15 protein-coding genes are annotated in these 15,868 nt (G+C 66.7%); 7 read left to right on the plus strand and 8 right to left on the minus strand.

What is annotated here, in order from left to right; all coding sequences use genetic code 11:
* Positions 1–3 precede the first annotated feature (3 nt).
* The gene (gene ribD / locus ACN0SE_RS06800; protein ID WP_417523751.1) at positions 4–1,104 is read left to right on the plus strand and encodes a bifunctional diaminohydroxyphosphoribosylaminopyrimidine deaminase/5-amino-6-(5-phosphoribosylamino)uracil reductase RibD; all 1,101 of its coding nucleotides are present in this window, start codon (positions 4–6) and stop codon (positions 1,102–1,104) included.
* A gap of 62 nt (positions 1,105–1,166) precedes the next feature.
* Here the strand turns inward: ribD and ACN0SE_RS06805 are convergent, their stop codons facing one another.
* The 3 genes from ACN0SE_RS06805 to ACN0SE_RS06815 form a co-directional block, all read right to left on the minus strand.
* A complete protein-coding gene (locus tag ACN0SE_RS06805; RefSeq protein ID WP_417523752.1) occupies positions 1,167–3,203 on the minus strand; it encodes a capsular polysaccharide biosynthesis protein in 2,037 nt (678 codons plus the stop codon).
* Positions 3,204–3,208: 5 nt separating this feature from the next.
* Positions 3,209–4,339 (minus strand): polysaccharide biosynthesis/export family protein, encoded by a 1,131-nt coding sequence (locus ACN0SE_RS06810; RefSeq protein WP_417523898.1) that lies wholly within the window; start codon positions 4,337–4,339, stop codon positions 3,209–3,211.
* A 136-nt stretch (positions 4,340–4,475) separates the two neighbouring features.
* Complete coding sequence (locus ACN0SE_RS06815; protein WP_417523753.1) at positions 4,476–5,786, minus strand: capsule biosynthesis protein; 1,311 nt, start codon at positions 5,784–5,786, stop codon at positions 4,476–4,478.
* Between the two features lie 79 nt (positions 5,787–5,865).
* Between ACN0SE_RS06815 and ACN0SE_RS06820 the strand changes: the two genes are divergently transcribed.
* The 6 genes from ACN0SE_RS06820 (at position 5,866) to ACN0SE_RS06845 (ending at position 11,621) form a co-directional block, all read left to right on the plus strand.
* Positions 5,866–6,453, plus strand: coding sequence for a riboflavin synthase (locus tag ACN0SE_RS06820; protein ID WP_417523754.1), 588 nt, complete (start codon positions 5,866–5,868; stop codon positions 6,451–6,453).
* A 113-nt stretch (positions 6,454–6,566) separates the two neighbouring features.
* Entirely contained in the window at positions 6,567–8,522 is a 1,956-nt protein-coding gene (locus ACN0SE_RS06825; RefSeq protein WP_417523755.1) for an ATP-binding protein, read from the plus strand.
* A gap of 128 nt (positions 8,523–8,650) precedes the next feature.
* Positions 8,651–9,280 carry an ATP-dependent Clp protease proteolytic subunit gene (locus ACN0SE_RS06830; protein ID WP_417523756.1) on the plus strand — a complete coding sequence of 210 codons (630 nt, stop codon included), beginning with the start codon at positions 8,651–8,653 and terminating at the stop codon, positions 9,278–9,280.
* A gap of 125 nt (positions 9,281–9,405) precedes the next feature.
* A complete protein-coding gene (gene clpX, locus ACN0SE_RS06835; RefSeq protein WP_417523757.1) occupies positions 9,406–10,671 on the plus strand; it encodes an ATP-dependent Clp protease ATP-binding subunit ClpX in 1,266 nt (421 codons plus the stop codon).
* A 106-nt stretch (positions 10,672–10,777) separates the two neighbouring features.
* Positions 10,778–11,161 carry an NADH:ubiquinone oxidoreductase subunit NDUFA12 gene (locus ACN0SE_RS06840; protein ID WP_417523758.1) on the plus strand — a complete coding sequence of 128 codons (384 nt, stop codon included), beginning with the start codon at positions 10,778–10,780 and terminating at the stop codon, positions 11,159–11,161.
* A 103-nt stretch (positions 11,162–11,264) separates the two neighbouring features.
* Positions 11,265–11,621 carry a DUF2155 domain-containing protein gene (locus ACN0SE_RS06845; RefSeq protein ID WP_417523759.1) on the plus strand — a complete coding sequence of 119 codons (357 nt, stop codon included), beginning with the start codon at positions 11,265–11,267 and terminating at the stop codon, positions 11,619–11,621.
* Here ACN0SE_RS06845 and aat read toward each other — a convergent pair.
* The 5 genes from aat to ACN0SE_RS06870 form a co-directional block, all read right to left on the minus strand.
* Complete coding sequence (aat, locus tag ACN0SE_RS06850) at positions 11,588–12,235, minus strand: leucyl/phenylalanyl-tRNA--protein transferase (protein WP_417523760.1); 648 nt, start codon at positions 12,233–12,235, stop codon at positions 11,588–11,590. The genes ACN0SE_RS06845 and aat overlap by 34 nt on opposite strands.
* 4 nt (positions 12,236–12,239) lie before the next feature.
* Entirely contained in the window at positions 12,240–13,586 is a 1,347-nt protein-coding gene (gene accC, locus ACN0SE_RS06855; RefSeq protein ID WP_417523761.1) for an acetyl-CoA carboxylase biotin carboxylase subunit, read from the minus strand.
* Positions 13,587–13,596: 10 nt separating this feature from the next.
* Positions 13,597–14,085, minus strand: a complete 489-nt coding sequence (gene accB, locus ACN0SE_RS06860) for an acetyl-CoA carboxylase biotin carboxyl carrier protein (RefSeq protein WP_417523762.1) — start codon at positions 14,083–14,085, stop codon at positions 13,597–13,599.
* Between the two features lie 272 nt (positions 14,086–14,357).
* Positions 14,358–14,837 carry a hypothetical protein gene (locus ACN0SE_RS06865; protein ID WP_417523763.1) on the minus strand — a complete coding sequence of 160 codons (480 nt, stop codon included), beginning with the start codon at positions 14,835–14,837 and terminating at the stop codon, positions 14,358–14,360.
* Between the two features lie 200 nt (positions 14,838–15,037).
* A complete protein-coding gene (locus tag ACN0SE_RS06870; RefSeq protein WP_417523764.1) occupies positions 15,038–15,793 on the minus strand; it encodes an ABC transporter ATP-binding protein in 756 nt (251 codons plus the stop codon).
* Positions 15,794–15,868 lie beyond the last annotated feature (75 nt).

Raw genomic sequence — 15,868 nt, forward strand, 5'->3', positions numbered from 1 at the left:
GCCATGAGCCGCGACGATCTTCGCCACATGGCGCATGCTCTGGTGCTGGGCCGCCGCGGCCAGGGCCGCTGCTGGCCCAACCCGGCGGTGGGCTGTGTCATCACCCACCACGGCCGCATTGTCGGCCGCGGCTGGACGCAACCGGGCGGCCGTCCGCATGCCGAGACCGTGGCGCTTGCCCAGGCCGGCGCCGCGGCGCGCGGCGCCACCGCCTATGTCACGCTCGAACCTTGCGCCCATCACGGCCAGACCCCGCCCTGCGCCGAGGCGCTGATCGCCGCCGGCGTGGCGCGGGTGGTGGTGGCCGTCGAGGATGACGACGCCCGCGTCTCCGGCCGCGGCATTGCCATGCTGCGCGCCGCCGGCATCACGGTCGAGACCGGTGTGCTGGCAGATGAGGCGGCGCGCGATCACGCGGGGTTTTTCCTCAAGACCCGCGAGGGCCGGCCTTTCGTGACCCTGAAGCTCGCCACCACGCTCGATGGCCGCATTGCCACCGCCACCGGCGAGAGCCAGTGGATCACCGGCCCGCAGGCGCGCCGCGAGGTCCATGCCCTGCGCGCCCGCCATGACGCGGTGATGGTCGGCGCCGGCACCGCGCGGGCGGATGACCCGTCGCTGACGGTGCGCGATCTCGGCGTGACCCACCAGCCGGTGCGCATCGTGGTCTCGCGCAAGCTCGACCTGCCGCTGACCGGACAGCTGGCGAAGACCGCCGGCGAGGTGCCGGTCTGGCTCTGCCACGGGCCGGACCCGGAGCCCGGGTTGCTCTCGGCCTGGGAGGGGCTGGGCGCGAAGCTGCTGCCCTGTCGCCTGACCGGCCGACAGGTCGACATGGGCGCGGTGCTGCAGGGGCTTGGCGCTGCCGGGCTGACCCGGGTGTTCTGCGAAGGCGGCGGTCAACTGGCGGCCTCGATGCTGGCGGCCGGGCTGGTCGACGAATTGATCTGTTTCACCGCCGGCGTCGCGCTGGGCGCGGAAGGCCAGCCGGCGCTGGGCGCGTTGGGTGTTGAACGCCTGGCCGCGGCGCCGCGGCTGGCGCTGGCCGAGGTGCGGCCGGTGGGGGCGGATGTGATGTCGGTCTGGCGTCGCACCCTCGGCTGAACGCTCTTCCAGCCCGCGCAGGCTGTATTCGCGCGGACGGCCCGCAAGGGCCGGAGAAGCGCTCAGTCGCGACGCCAGAGATGCGCCTGGCTGGCGAATACGCCTTGCAGCTTGGCGAGCAGGCGGTTGGCAGCGCCGGGTCCCGGCAGTTTGCCTTCGGAGAGCCGCTGCACCACCACCTCTGGCGGGCAGGGCAGCCGGGTGACCGGATCGAAATACCGCGGATAGGCAATCAGCGTGGCATGAACCAGCGCCTCCAGCGTCACCCGCGCACGGCGCCGCGGCGGCACCTCGCCCTTGTCCCGCGTCAGCCCCCAGCCGGCGTAGAAGGGCACGCCCAGCGTGGTCACCGGCACCTCGCGCAGAAGCGCCTCGAAACCCAGAAGCGAGGTCAGCGTCCAGACCTCCTGCACCTCGTCCAGCAGCGCCACCGGGTCGGCGTTGTCAAGCACCCTATCCGCCAGGTCCGCCGCGTCGGGCACCGCGCCCTTGCGCAGACCGGCCTCGACGTCGGGATGCGGCTTGTAGAGGATCACCGCCTCCGGATTGGCCGCGCGCACGGCCTCCAGCAGCCCGCGGTTGGTGCGGACACCGGCGCAGCCGGTGCGGATCGAGGCATCGTCCTCGACCTGACCCGGCACCAGGATGCGGTGGCCCTCCGGCAGATCGGGCAGGGCGCCGCGCAGGTTGTACTTGCTCAGCCCCGCCTTGAGGATGGCGCTGCGCAGCCGGTAGGCGCGGTGCAGCTCGTCGGGCCGCAGCGCGTCGCTGTCGTTGATCAGCCGTTCCAGCCGGCTTTCGCGGCGCGGGTCGTAGTAGATGCCCAGATCGTCGGCCACCAGCGACAGCGGCGGCACCAGCTCGGCGCCAAGGCCCCGCGAGCGCAGGAAGCCGTCCTCGACGCGCACCACGTCGTCCAGCTCACCGGCCTTGCCGGCCCAGGCCATGCGGCGGCGGCCCTGCGCCTCGGCCAGGCCGCGCGCCTTGGCGGTGCCGTCCTCGAAGACCATCGGACGGCTGCGGCCGAAAACCTGTTGCAGCGGCCGGCGTTTCCACAGCCGCATGCCCGACGCCACCCAGCCGCGGTGATCCTCGCGCCAGGCCCGGGTCTGGGCCTCGAAACTGTCGAGCATGGTTTCCAGCCCGCAGATCTGGTCGGAATAGGGGTCGTACCAGCGCGGATAGAGGATCATCGCCGCGGCAAAGAGCTGGTTGCGGGTCAGCCGGCGTTCGCGGCGCGGCACCGGGTTCTCGTCGCGGGTCAGCCCCCAGCCGGCATAGAAGGGCTGGCCGAAAACCCGCGGGCGATGGCCGGCAAAGATCGCCTCGAAGCCCATCTGCGACGACACGGTATAGACCCCGACAGCGCCTTCAAAGAGCGTCCAGGGGCTGATCGGATCGCTCAGCAGGGTGATGCGGTCGTTGCCGTCCTCGGGGCCGTAATGCCCGGCGCGCAGGCCCCGGGCGGTCTCGGGGTGGGTCTTAATGACGACGCAGGCGCCGGGGTGTTCCTCCTGGGCAAAGACCAGCATTTCCAGGAACTGCGCGCGCCCGGCGCCGGAGGCGGTGACCGAGGCATCGCCGCGGGTCTGGTCGATCACCAGCACATAGCCGGGGGCAGGGGCCTCGGCCTCGGCGTCGAAGGCGCTGTACTTGGTCAGATGCGCCGCCTTGATCCTGGCGATGGCGTCACCGGCGCGGGTCATCAGGCCGGCATCATCAAGCGGTGCCTCGGTCAGCAGCCGCTCGAGATCGCTGACCTGCGCGGCATCGAAATGCACCCCGCCGTGGTCGATCATCAGCCCCATCGGCGGCTCGCCCCCGGCGCGCCCGGGGTGGAGCGAGCGCAGGAAGGCATCCTCGATGCGGACGATGCCGGCACCATGGCGCGCCGCCATTGCCTCGCCGCGGTGGGCAGTGGGGCTCTGGCCCCAGACGCCGACAAGGTCCTCGGGGCCTGGGCGGCCAAGACGGATGTCATAGCCCGCCAGCGTCAGGATGCGCCGCACCCGGCGCTGGGTCAGGAAACCGCCGTTGTAGACGTAGAGACGCCGGGGCTGTGAAGCCCCGGCGCCCGGATCGTCATCGGTAGGTGTCACTCTGGTCAGCCGCCTGTCAGATCGCCGCTGGCCAGCGCGCTGACAGAGGTTGCCGTCGAGGTCAGCGTGGTGATCGCACCGAGGCTGCCGGTGAGGGCGGCGATGGTCTTGTTCCACTGCGACAGCGGCGCTTCGGTGACATAGAGCAGGTCGTCGTCGCGGATGATGAAGTCGCGGGCGAGGAACAGACCGTTGGGCTCGGTCAGGTCGAGCACATAGACCATGCGCTGCGGGCCCTGCAGGTCGTCGCGGCCCAGCACGCTTTCAGCGATCACCTCGGCCTCGTTGCGGAAGACGAAGACGCCGGTCGGATCGGCCGAGGTCGACAGCAAGCCGCCGACCTGGGCAATCGCCTCGACGGCCGAGAGGGTCTGGGTCTCGAAGGGCACGCGCGACTGCGCGCCGGTGGCACCAAGGGCCACAAAGGCGCGGGTGTCTTCCTCGATCAGGATCTTGTCACCGCCGCGAAGCGCGATGTCCATGCGAGGATGGGCATAGAGGTCCTCGAACCAGATCTTGCCGGTTTGCTGGCCGCGGGTCACGGTGATCTGGGCGATCTCGGGTTCGATGGTCACGCCACCGGCGCGGGCCATCATCGACGACAGGGTGCGGGTCGGCCGCTCGATGGCATAGACGCCCTGGGCGCCGACGGCCCCGACGATCGACACCGTGGCGCCGTCACCGGCTTCGCGGCGGATCTCGACCTGCGGATCGGGGGTCTGCTCTTCGAGCTTGCGGGTGATGATGCGGCGCACCGCCTCGGTGGTGTTGCCGGCAGCCTTGATACGGCCCGCATAGGGCACGAAGACAAAGCCTGCGCCATCGACTTGCACGGTCTCGAGGATGGTGGAAGAGGCGGTTTCGCCCGCCAGCAGCCCGTCATCGACGTTTTCCCAGATCGTCAGACCCAGGGTATCGCCGGGGCGGATGATGTCGGAGCCGATGACACCGGCGTTCTTGAAACTCTCGGAAAAGCCCAGCGCCGGCACGACGCCGGTGGCCCGGGTCACGCGGTCGTTGACGCTGACGATGAAGGCATCGCCCTGTTGCTGTACCGATCCTGCAAAGATTTCGCGCTTGTTGGGGCCGGACCGCGGGAGCCCGCAAGACGCCGCAACCGATACGGCAAGAAGCAGGGCCACGGAACGGGCCCATCGTGTTTGATGGTTCTTCACTGCTCGGTCTCCTCGACCTTGTCGTTATGCTGCCTCAGCTTTTTCCGGTAATTTACGGAATTCCGTATTAAAAAGCCATAGGCCGCACCCGTCAGGGTCAGGTCACCAGCCGCAACTGTTGCCGAGGGGCCGCGGTGCCGGATTTAAATCCGTCGTAGGGATCTTCCTCCGAGAGCATCATGTCGACCACCAGCCGCAGCAATTGCCGCCGCCCCTTGGCCGAATAGAAGCCGCCGGGCACCTGGCTGGTTTCCAGCAGATAGCGGCGATAATCCTTGTAGGCGCGGTTGTCGGGCCGGTCCGGCGCGGCAAAGAACTCCTTGAGCGGCTGCATCGAGACGAACTCGGGCTTGGCATAGACCGCGCGGCCGAAGACCCTGAGCGGGATGCCGCGCCAGAGCACCTGCTGCCCGGCAGTGGAATTCACCGTCACCGCGCTGCGGGCATCGTTCAGAAGCGGCGCCAGCTTGCCACCGCGGACATAATGCACCCGGCCCCTGACGCCGAACTTCTCGGCCAGCCGGCGCAGCTCGCGGCGGATGTTGGTGCGGCCGTTCTCCAGCGGATGCGCCTTGAACACCAGGTGATGATGGCCCGGCGCGCCCTGGGCAAAGCCTTCGACCACCAGTTCGAGAAACTCGGTCATCCGGGTAAACGGCGAATGCTCGAGAAAGGAGCTGTCATGCTCCAGCTGCAGCAGGCAGAGGTGATAGGGATAGCCGCCGTGACGGATGCCGAAGGTCGAGGCCCGGCGCTCCAGCCCGTGGAACGGCATCAGCAGCAGCCGCCGCAGGTAGAGCGCGAACTCCATCGTCACCGGCAGGTCGCGATGCGCGCGGAAGTTGCGATAGTCGCCGTTCCGGAACATCACGAACCAGTGGTAGAGCGCGCCGTAGAACACATGCTGCCGGGTGTCGCCCCAGTGGCCCGGGGGCAGGGGCGCCTCCATGTCGGACAGCTTGAGCGCCTCTTGCATGGTCTCGACGCTCATCTCCATCAGCCGCGAATGGCCGTTCGATCCGCCCCGCTCGTAGGTCACCCAGTAGGGGCGCATGTAGCCTTCTTCGAAGACATGCACCGTCAGCCCCTTGTCGCGCGAGATCCTGACCGCCTCGGCGTGAATCGCGCGGGTGTCGCCATAGAGCACGATGTCGGTCACCTGCTTTTCGCCGATCAGCGCGGTGAACGCCTCGGGCCAGCCCTCGGGCGTGCCGGTGTAGGGAATGAAGCTCTTGGGATGGAACCAGAAGGCCCGGTCGCCGGCGTTGAAGCCCACCCGCCAGACCTGCGCCCCGGTCAGCCGCAGCATCCGCCCCAGCCGGTTGAAGAACGGGCCGTGCGGACCCTGCAGGAACAGGAAGACCCTTTTCTCTCCGGCGGCGTTGCCCATCAGGCGATTATCCCTCATACGGTTTTCGTTGCGGCTGTCTATCAGCCCATCTGGACGAAAATATGGCCGAAAGCGCCAGGAGCGGCGAGGGAAAACGATGTTTACCGGGATCATCACCGACATGGGGCGGATCGCGGCGCTGGAACAGCGCGGCGACCTGCGGGCGCGGATAAACACCGCCTATGACACCGACACGATCGAGATCGGCGCCTCGATCGCCTGCGATGGCGTCTGCCTGACGGCGGTGGCGCTGGGGGACGACTGGTTCGACGTCGACATCAGCGCCGAAACGGTGTCCAAGACCAACCTCGATCTCTGGGCCGAGGGGCGGACGGTCAACCTCGAACGCGCGCTCAAGGTGGGCGACGAGCTGGGCGGGCATATCGTGTCGGGCCATGTCGACGGCGTGGCCGAGATCGTGGCGATCCGGCCCGAGGGCGATTCCACCCGGCTGACCCTGCGCGCCCCCGAGGCGTTTGCCAGATACATCGCCCCCAAGGGCTCGGTGGCGCTCAACGGCACCTCGCTGACGGTCAACGAGGTCGAGGGCCGCGACTTCGGCATCAACCTCATTCCCCACACCCAGCAGGTGACGACCTGGGGCCGGGCGCAGGTGGGCGACCGGGTCAACCTCGAGATCGACACCCTGGCGCGCTACGTGGCGCGGCTGCGCGACTGGGGTTGAGCGGCGCGAAACTCCCAGCAATTCGAGGCAAGTTGCAAAGTTAACATTTGCGAAACCATGCAGGCCTACCGTGACCGGAAAGCGTGACCTTTTCGGTTGGGCGGAGCCTGCCAATGATCCATGAGCTGACACACCGGCGTCACTTCGTGCCGGACTGGACGAATTTCCTCGCGGCCCTGCCGCTGGCCTGGGCGCTGCTGGTGCTGGGCCTCGGCTGGGGCATGGGCTACGAAGGCGTGGTGCGATTGCGCGCCGACCTGCCGGCCATGGTGCCGGAAACCGCGCTGGCGCTGATCTTTGCCAGCCTCGGCATCCTGGCCACGATCAATCGCTGGCCGTCCGCTGTGGCCGCGCTGGCCACGCTGGCGCTGGCGGCGGTGGTCGGCACCTATTTCATCGAACCGGTAATGCGCCACGGGCTGGCGCTGGGCGACGGCATGGCGCTGGCGACCGGCTTCTGCCTGCTCTGCCTCGGCATTTCGGTGGCGGCCATGGCGCTGCCGGTCAGGGGGGCGCGCGCCGTGGCCATCGCCTCGACCGGGGTCTGCGCGCTGCTCTCGGGCACGGCGCTGATGGCGCATGCGCTCTCGGCGGCCACAGTGCGCGATGTGCTGGGGTTCAAGGAAATGTCGGTGCATACCGCGGCGGGCATCTTCCTGCTCAGCCTGTCGCTGGTGCTGTCGAACCGCGACAGCCCGCATTTCCGCGGCCTGCTGGGCCCCGGACGGCAAAGCCGGATCCTGCGCGCCTCGCTCATTGCCTCGGTCCTCGGCGTGCTGGTCATCAGCGAGGTGACCCGGTTCATGACCCTGCGCGACTGGATCAACACCGATTTCCGGCTGGTCTTCCTGTGCAGCGCGATGATCGCGCTGCTGGTGGCCTCGGCCCTGATCGTGGGCTTCCAGATCGACCGGCTGGAGGCCGAGAAGAAGCGGATCACCGCGCTCGAAAGCGCCTCGGACCGGGCCTTGCAGAACATCGAGATCAACAGCGCGCGGGATGAAAACCTGCGCATCCTCGGCCAGATCGTCGCCGGGGTGGCGCATGATTTCAACAATGCTCTCACCGCCTTGCGCGGCAATCTTGAACTGATGGAGATCGACCCCTCGAAATCCGACGCCTACCTGCGCGAGGCGATCAATGCTGCCGATCGCGCCGCCGGGCTGACCAACCAGCTGCTGGAATCCGGCCGACAGACCCGGCTGCACAAAGGCGATGGCGATGTCGTCTCGATCGCCGAGCAGGTGGTGGCGCTGTTCAAGCGGGTGGCGCCGATCAATATCTTCGTCACCCTGACGGCGCAGCCCGACACCCTGGGGCGGGTCGGGATCGACGATTCCACGCTGGAACGCGCGCTGCTGAACCTGCTGGTCAACGCCCGCGACGCCATGCCTTCGGGGGGCGAGTTGCATGTTTCGATCGCCCAGAAGATGATCACCAACGGCTATGCCGCCACCTTCAACTTCAACGCCGGGCTGACCCCCGGCGAACATGTGGTCATTGAGGTCGCCGATACCGGCACCGGCATGGACGAGGCCACGGTGCGCAAGGCGGTGCAGCCCTATTTCACCACCAAGGAGGTGGGCAAGGGCAGCGGTCTCGGGCTGGCTTCGGTCAACGGTGTCTGCCAGCAGATCGGCGGCGGTCTGCTGATCAACAGCGCGCCTGGCGAGGGCACCACCATCGTCGTGGCCCTGCCGGTCGAAAGCGCCGAGCAGAGCCGTGCCACCCAGGCCGAGCGTGACGAGGCCCCGGTCGACATACTGCTGGTGGCCAATACCGCCTGGCGGCATCGCGAGTTCCTTGCCTATCTCAGCAGCCAGGGCCGCCACGTCCACCAGGTCGGCACCGAGCAGGAGGCGCTGGAATTCCTCGACATCGCGCGGCTGCCATCGGTGGTGCTGATCGACGAGGGCCAGTTCGCCGGCATCGACGGCAAGCAGATCCGCGCCGATATCGAGAGCCGCTTTCCCAGCCTGCCGGTGGTCTATGTCGGCGATTACGGCGAAAGCCGCTTCGGCCGGGCACTGCCACCGGAAGAGGATGACCGCAAGCTGGCCTGTGCCTGAGCCGGAGGCCGAGGCAGGGCAGGGGGCATCCTTTTCCCCACCGCCCCTTGCAGCCCCTCAAGCCCATGACTAAGACTCTGGTAATTCCGGCGGGGTACAAAACCCCAGAGCACAAGAGGCAGGCTGCGATGCGCGACCCGATTGAGACCTACATGAATACGCTTGTCCCCATGGTCGTCGAACAGACGAGCCGGGGCGAACGGGCCTACGACATCTTTTCCCGGCTGCTGAAAGAGCGGATCATCTTCGTCTCGGGCCCGGTGCATGACGGCATGTCCTCGCTGATCGTGGCGCAGCTTCTGCACCTCGAGGCCGAGAACCCGTCGAAAGACATCAGCATGTACATCAACAGCCCCGGCGGCGTGGTGACCAGCGGTCTGTCGATCTACGACACCATGCAGTACATCAAACCCAAGGTCTCGACCCTGGTGATCGGGCAGGCGGCCTCGATGGGCTCGCTGCTGCTGACTGCCGGCGAAAAGGGCATGCGCTTCTCGCTGCCCAACAGCCGCATCATGGTGCACCAGCCCTCCGGCGGCTATCAGGGCCAGGCGACGGACATCATGATCCACGCCGAGGAAACCCTGAAGCTGAAGAAGCGGCTGAACGAGATCTACGTCAAGCACACCGGCCAGACCCTCAAGAAGGTCGAGGCGGCGCTCGAACGCGACAACTTCATGTCGCCCGAAGACGCCAAGGAATGGGGCCTGATCGACGAGATCGTGGAGAATCGCGCCAAGGCGGGCGACGAAGAATAAGCATCGGGCGGCTGGGGACATTTTGCAATTGTGACCCCCTGCCGCCTGTCCTAAGCTGGGTGAAAGCCTGTGGCGCTGGTGAGCGCAGCGTCACAAGAGCACAAGACGGCTCCGAAAGGTAAGACATGGCGACGACAACCGGCGGTGACAGCAAGAATACCCTCTATTGCAGCTTCTGCGGCAAGAGCCAGCACGAGGTGCGCAAGCTGATTGCCGGGCCGACGGTGTTCATCTGCGATGAATGCGTCGAACTCTGCATGGACATCATCCGCGAGGAGACCAAGTCGGCGGGGCTCAAGAGCTCCGACGGGGTGCCCACGCCCAAGGAAATCTGCCAGGTGCTCGATGATTACGTCATCGGCCAGACGGTGGCCAAGCGGGTGCTCTCGGTCGCGGTGCACAACCACTACAAGCGGCTCAACCACGCAGCCAAATCCGGCGATATCGAGCTGCAGAAATCCAACATCCTGCTGATCGGCCCCACCGGCTGCGGCAAGACGCTCTTGGCGCAGACGCTGGCGCGCATCCTCGACGTGCCGTTCACCATGGCCGACGCCACGACGCTGACCGAGGCCGGCTATGTCGGCGAGGATGTCGAGAACATCATTCTCAAGCTGCTGCAATCGTCCGAATACAACGTCGAGCGCGCGCAGCGCGGCATCGTCTACATCGACGAGGTCGACAAGATCACCCGCAAGTCGGAAAACCCCTCGATCACCCGCGACGTTTCGGGTGAAGGCGTGCAGCAGGCACTGCTCAAACTGATGGAAGGCACCGTCGCCTCCGTGCCGCCGCAGGGCGGGCGCAAGCATCCGCAGCAGGAATTCCTGCAGGTCGACACCACCAACATCCTGTTCATCTGCGGCGGCGCCTTTGCCGGTCTCGACAAGATCATCGCCGCCCGCGGCAAGGGCTCGGCCATGGGCTTTGGCGCCGATGTGCGTGACAATGACGATCGCGGCGTCGGCGAGGTCTTCAAGGATCTGGAACCGGAAGACCTGCTGAAATTCGGCCTGATCCCGGAATTCGTCGGCCGTCTGCCGGTGCTGGCCACGCTCGAGGACCTCGACGAAGACGCGCTGGTGACCATCCTGACCAAGCCGAAGAACGCCCTGGTCAAGCAGTACCAGCGTCTGTTCGAGCTCGAAGACACTACGCTGTCCTTCACCGAAGAGGCACTGACCGCCATTGCCAAACGCGCCATCGAGCGCAAGACCGGCGCGCGCGGCCTTCGGTCGATCCTCGAGGACATCCTGCTCGACACGATGTTCGAACTGCCGGGGATGGAGAACATCGACGAGGTGGTCGTTAACGAAGAGGCGGTCAATTCCGACGCCGCGCCGCTGATGATCTATGCCGATGCGGAAAAGACGCCCGCTACCGCGGGCTGACACCGTGGGCCGGGCCCTGGCCCGGCTTGCGCCGACCGGCGGGCTTTGCGGCTGGATCTTTGCGCCGGCTTGATCCATACCGGTCGCAAGCAAATCGGAGGCTTCCATGGGTATCCTGAACACGCTTCTGCGCGCCGTGACCTGGTGGAACGGCTCGACCCTGAACACCCAGCTCTACACCAGACGCCACGGCGTTCAGGTGGGCGAGGACGATCAGGGCAACGTCTATTTCGAAACCCGCGACGGCAAGCGCCGCTGGGTGATGTTCAATGGCGAGGCCGAGGCCAGCCGGGTCAACCCGGAATGGCATGGCTGGCTGCATCACACGATGAAGGAACCGCCCAGCACGCGCCCGCTGGCGCACAAGGCCTGGGAAAAGCCGCACCAGGAGAACCTGACCGGCACGCCGCTGGCCTATGCGCCCGCCGGTTCGCTGCGCCGGGTCGAACCTGCGCCGCGTCAGGACTACGAGGCCTGGACGCCGGAATAGGCCCGCCTATATCCCTGTCATCATCGCCGAAGGTCCGCGGACCGTTCGGCGCGCCTGCCGCGCGGCCGGCGGGTAAATCTGTTCCTGGTGAGGAGTCCAGCACATGAAACATCTGTTCTTGGCCAGCCTCTGTCTTGCCGCCCTGCCGCTGATGGCGCAGGAGCCGGCAACCCGCGGGACCGGCGCAGTCCTGCGCGGGCTCGACAAGGTGTCGGGCGAGACCACCGACCTCGAGCTTGCCAACGGCGGCGTCGCCGAATACGGCAACCTGCGCATCGACATGAGCGAATGCCGCTACCCCGAGGGCAATCCGTCGGGCGATGCCTTTGCCTTTCTCAACATCTGGGAAAAGGGTGCCGACGTGCCGGTGTTTTCCGGCTGGATGATCGCTTCTTCACCGGCGCTCAACGCGCTCGACCACGCGCGTTACGACGTCTGGGTCATGCGCTGCAGCACCTGATCGACTGTGGCCAGCGGCGGCGTCAGGAACGTGGCCTCGCGCGCCGTGGCCTCGCGCAGGCGGCGGTGATACTCCGCCCGCGGCACCTCGATCGCGCCGAGAGAGGCCAGATGATCGGTCAGGAACTGGGTGTCGAAGAGGGTGAAGCCGCCCTGGCGCAGCCGGTCGACAAGGTAGGCCAGCGCCATCTTTGACGCATCAGTGCGACGCGAGAACATCGACTCGCCGCAGAAGAGCCCGCCGATCGCCAGCCCGTAGACCCCGCCGACCAGCGCGCCATCTTCCCAGATTTCCAGAGAATGCGCATAGCCATGGCCGTGCAGCACCTGAAAGACGTCGAAGATCGGCGGGTTGATCCAGGTCTCGTCGCGGTCGGCGCAGGCCAGCATCACCTCGGCAAAGGCGCTGTTGACCCGCATTTCGTGGGGGGTGCGCCGCATCCGCCGGGCCAGCGAGCGCGACAGGTGAAACCCGTCGAGCGGCAGGATGCCGCGGCGGCGCGGATCGACCCAGAAGACCTCCGGGTCGTCGCGCCGCTCGGCCATAGGAAAGATGCCGGCGGCATAGGCCTGGAGCACCAGGTCGGGGTCCAGGGCCTGTGCCGTGTCGGTCATGCGGTCAGCCCAGGTTGCGGGCCAGCCACTTTTCGAGCCAGTGGATGTTGTACTCGCCGGTCTGGATCGCCGGCTCGCGCAGCAGCTCGTGGAACAGCGGGATCGTGGTGTCGATCCCGTCGACGATCAGCTCACCCAGCGCGCGGTTCAGCCGCGCCAGCGCCTCGGGCCGGTCGCGGCCGTGCACGATCAGCTTGCCGATCAGGCTGTCGTAGTAGGGCGGGATCGAATAGCCGTCATAAAGCGCCGAATCCATCCGCACGCCCAGGCCTCCGGGGGCGTGATACTGGGTAATGCGACCGGGGCAGGGCGAGAAATTCGGCAGCTTTTCGGCGTTGATCCGCACCTCGATGGCATGGCCGTTGATCTTCAGATCGTCCTGGGTAAAGGACATCGGCAGGCCCGAGGCGACGCGGATCTGTTCGCGCACGAGGTCGACGCCGAAGATGCCTTCGGTCACGGGATGTTCCACCTGCAGGCGGGTGTTCATCTCGATGAAGTAGAACTCGCCGTCCTCGTAGAGGAACTCGATGGTGCCGGCGCCGATGTAGTTGATGTTGGCCATCGCCTCGGCGCAGATCTTGCCGATGCGGTCACGCTCTTCCTGGGTGATCGCGGGGCCGGGGGCCTCTTCGAACACCTTCTGGTGACGGCGCTGCAGCGAACAGTCGCGCTCGGCCAGGTGCACCGCGGTGCCCTTGCCGTCGCCAAAGACCTGGATCTCGATGTGGCGCGGCTTCTGCAGGTATTTCTCGATATAGACTTCGTCGTTGCCGAAGTTCGACTTGCCCTCGGCGCGGGCGGTCATGAAGGCTTTCTCCATGTCCTTGTCCGAGGTGGCGACCTTCATGCCCTTGCCGCCGCCGCCGGCGGTGGCCTTGATGATCACCGGATAGCCCATTTCCTCGCCCAGCTTCTTGGCGGTGGCGAGGTCGGGCACGCCGCCTTCGGAGCCGGGAACGCAGGGCACCCCGAGGTTGATCATGGTTTCCTTGGCGGTGATCTTGTCGCCCATGACGCGGATATGTTCCGCGGTGGGGCCGATGAAGGTCAGACCGTGGTCCTCGATCACCTGGACGAAACCGGCGTTCTCGGACAGGAAGCCATAGCCCGGGTGGATCGCCTGGGCGCCGGTGACTTCGCAGGCGGCGATGATCGAGGGGATCGACAGGTAGCTCTGCGGCGAGGGCGGCGGACCGATACAGATCGATTCGTCGGCCATGCGCACATGCATGGCATCGGCGTCGGCGGTGGAATGCACGGCGACGCTGGCGATGCCCATCTCGCGACAGGCGCGGATCACCCGCAGGGCAATCTCGCCACGGTTGGCAATCAGGATTTTATCGAACATGTTCCGCCCCTTACTCGAGGATCACGAGCGGCGAGCCAAACTCCACCGGGTCGCCATCGCCGACCAGGATGCGGGTAACCTTGCCCGCGCGGGGGGCGGGGATGTGGTTCATGGTCTTCATCGCCTCGACGATCAGCAGGGTGTCGCCTTCGGAGACGGTGTCGCCGACGCTGATGAAGCTGGGCGCGCCCGGCTCGGCCTGCATGTAGACGGTGCCCACCATGGGCGAGGCGACGGCGCCGGGGTGGTTGGCCGGATCACTGTCGTCGGCTCCGGCGGCGGCGGGGGCCGCGGCGGCAGGAGCGGCGGCTGCGGCCGGGGCCGGAGCGGCCATCTGGACCGGGGCCGCGACCGGCGCGGCGCGGCTGACACGCACGTTCAGGCTGTCGTCTTCGCCGTATTCGCGTTTGACCTGAAGCTCGGTCAGGTCGTTGTCGTGCAGAAGCTTTGCGAGGGCTTCGATAAAGGTCACATCGGCGTCATGCGTATTCTTCGTCATTCTCGTTTCCACCCGTTGTTTTGCCCCGCGGGCCGGTCTTTTTGCATCTCGTCCCGAGGTTGCTTATAAGCCAGCGAAACCTCTGTGAAAAGCGATCAAACCGCCCATCGGCAAGGACGCCTCCTGCCGATAACGCGGTTCGTTGAGGAAAAACAGGGGGAGTTTGCAGAATTTCGGAGGTGGCCCCGGTTGGATGGGGGCCTGAGCGGCGGCGTGCCGGTCCCGGATCTGCGCCGCTTTGCTGGCGCGGGTGGCGATGCAGGGGCCGCGCGTCAGACCGCCTTGCTCAGTGCGGGTTCCGGCGCCTCGGGTCCGAAGGCTGCGGCGTAGAGCGTGCTGACCGGGCTGGGCGGCGTCTCTTTGCGGACTGGCGCGGGCCGGTCGTCGCTGGCAGGCGCTGCCGGGGTCAGGGGGATGACATCGGCCTGCTTCTCAGGAACCGGCGTTGCGGCCTCCGGACTGGCCTCACGCGCCTGCTGCTCTTCGGCGAGGCGCTTCTGCTGCTCTTCTAGCATGGAGTTGATCTTGATCTGCAGGATCGTCGGCGGGGCGCTGGCCTGTTCCTCGCGCCGGGCCTTCTGCCAGGGTGTTTCGCCGGCGCCGGAGCCCTTGCTGCCGGCGGTGCCGGTCTCGGCGCCGGGTTTGGCGGCGGTGACACGGGTTTCGGCAGTGCGCCGCTCCAGGTCCTGGGGCAGGGCGGCGGGATGCCCGGTGGTCTGTGGTGCCGTGAGCGGCAGAACGGCGGTGAACATCAGTCTCGGCTCCAGGGCTACGGGTTACACTTGGTAGGACAGCCTAAAGAATGGTGAAGAGGGCTTAACAGCCGATTAACAGGCCAGGGCAGAGCCCGGGGATTTCCTTAAAACCCGATTAATCAGGACATGTGGATAAAAAAACCGCGCAGCAGGGGTGCAGCCACGCGGTGTCAATCGTTACCAAACTCCGAAAGGGGTCAGATCGCCAGGTATTCCGAGCGCAATTCGTCGTTCTGCAGCACCTCGGCGGCGCTGCCGTCAAAGACGATGCCGCCGGTGTCCAGAATCACCGCGCGGTCGGCCAGTTCCAGCGCGCGCACGGCGTTCTGTTCGACCAGGATCGTGGTCATGCCCTGCGACTTGATGTGCATCAGGATCTTCTCGATCTCGTCGACGATCACCGGCGCGAGACCCTCGTAAGGCTCGTCGAGCAGCAGCACCTTGATGTCGCGCGCCAGTGCCCGCGCAATGGCCAGCATCTGCTGTTCGCCGCCGGACAGCGTCACGCCCTCCTGCTTGCGCCGTTCGCCCAGTCGCGGGAAGAGGTCATAGAGCCGGTCGATCGACCAGCCGATCGGCGGCGCGATCTGTGCCAGCTGCAGGTTCTCCTCGACCGTCAGGCCGGGAATGATCCGGCGATCTTCCGGCACCAGGCCCAACCCGTTCGAGGCCGCCTCGTGGCTCGACATCAGGTGCAGCGGCTTGTGGTCGAGCCAGATCTCGCCTTGGGTCACCATTGGCGAGCCGATCCGCGCGATCGAACGCAAGGTCGAGGTCTTGCCGGCGCCGTTGCGGCCCAGAAGCGCCAGGATCTCGCCTTCGTGGACGTTGAAGGAGACGCCTTGGACGATGTAGCTCTCGCCGTAATAGGCGTGCACGTCCCAGACCGAGAGAAAGGCCGGCGCGGTTTCGGCCATGTTGGCGTTCTTGCTGAAGTCCGGTTTGATGTTCATCTTGCGCTCCCCGTCCCGGGCTTGCCCCGGGACCTCATGGCGGTGGAATGGCGGTGGAGGCCCCGGATCAGGTCC

It is taken from the genome of Marinovum sp. (assembly GCF_048263515.1).
GTDB lineage: Bacteria > Pseudomonadota > Alphaproteobacteria > Rhodobacterales > Rhodobacteraceae > Marinovum.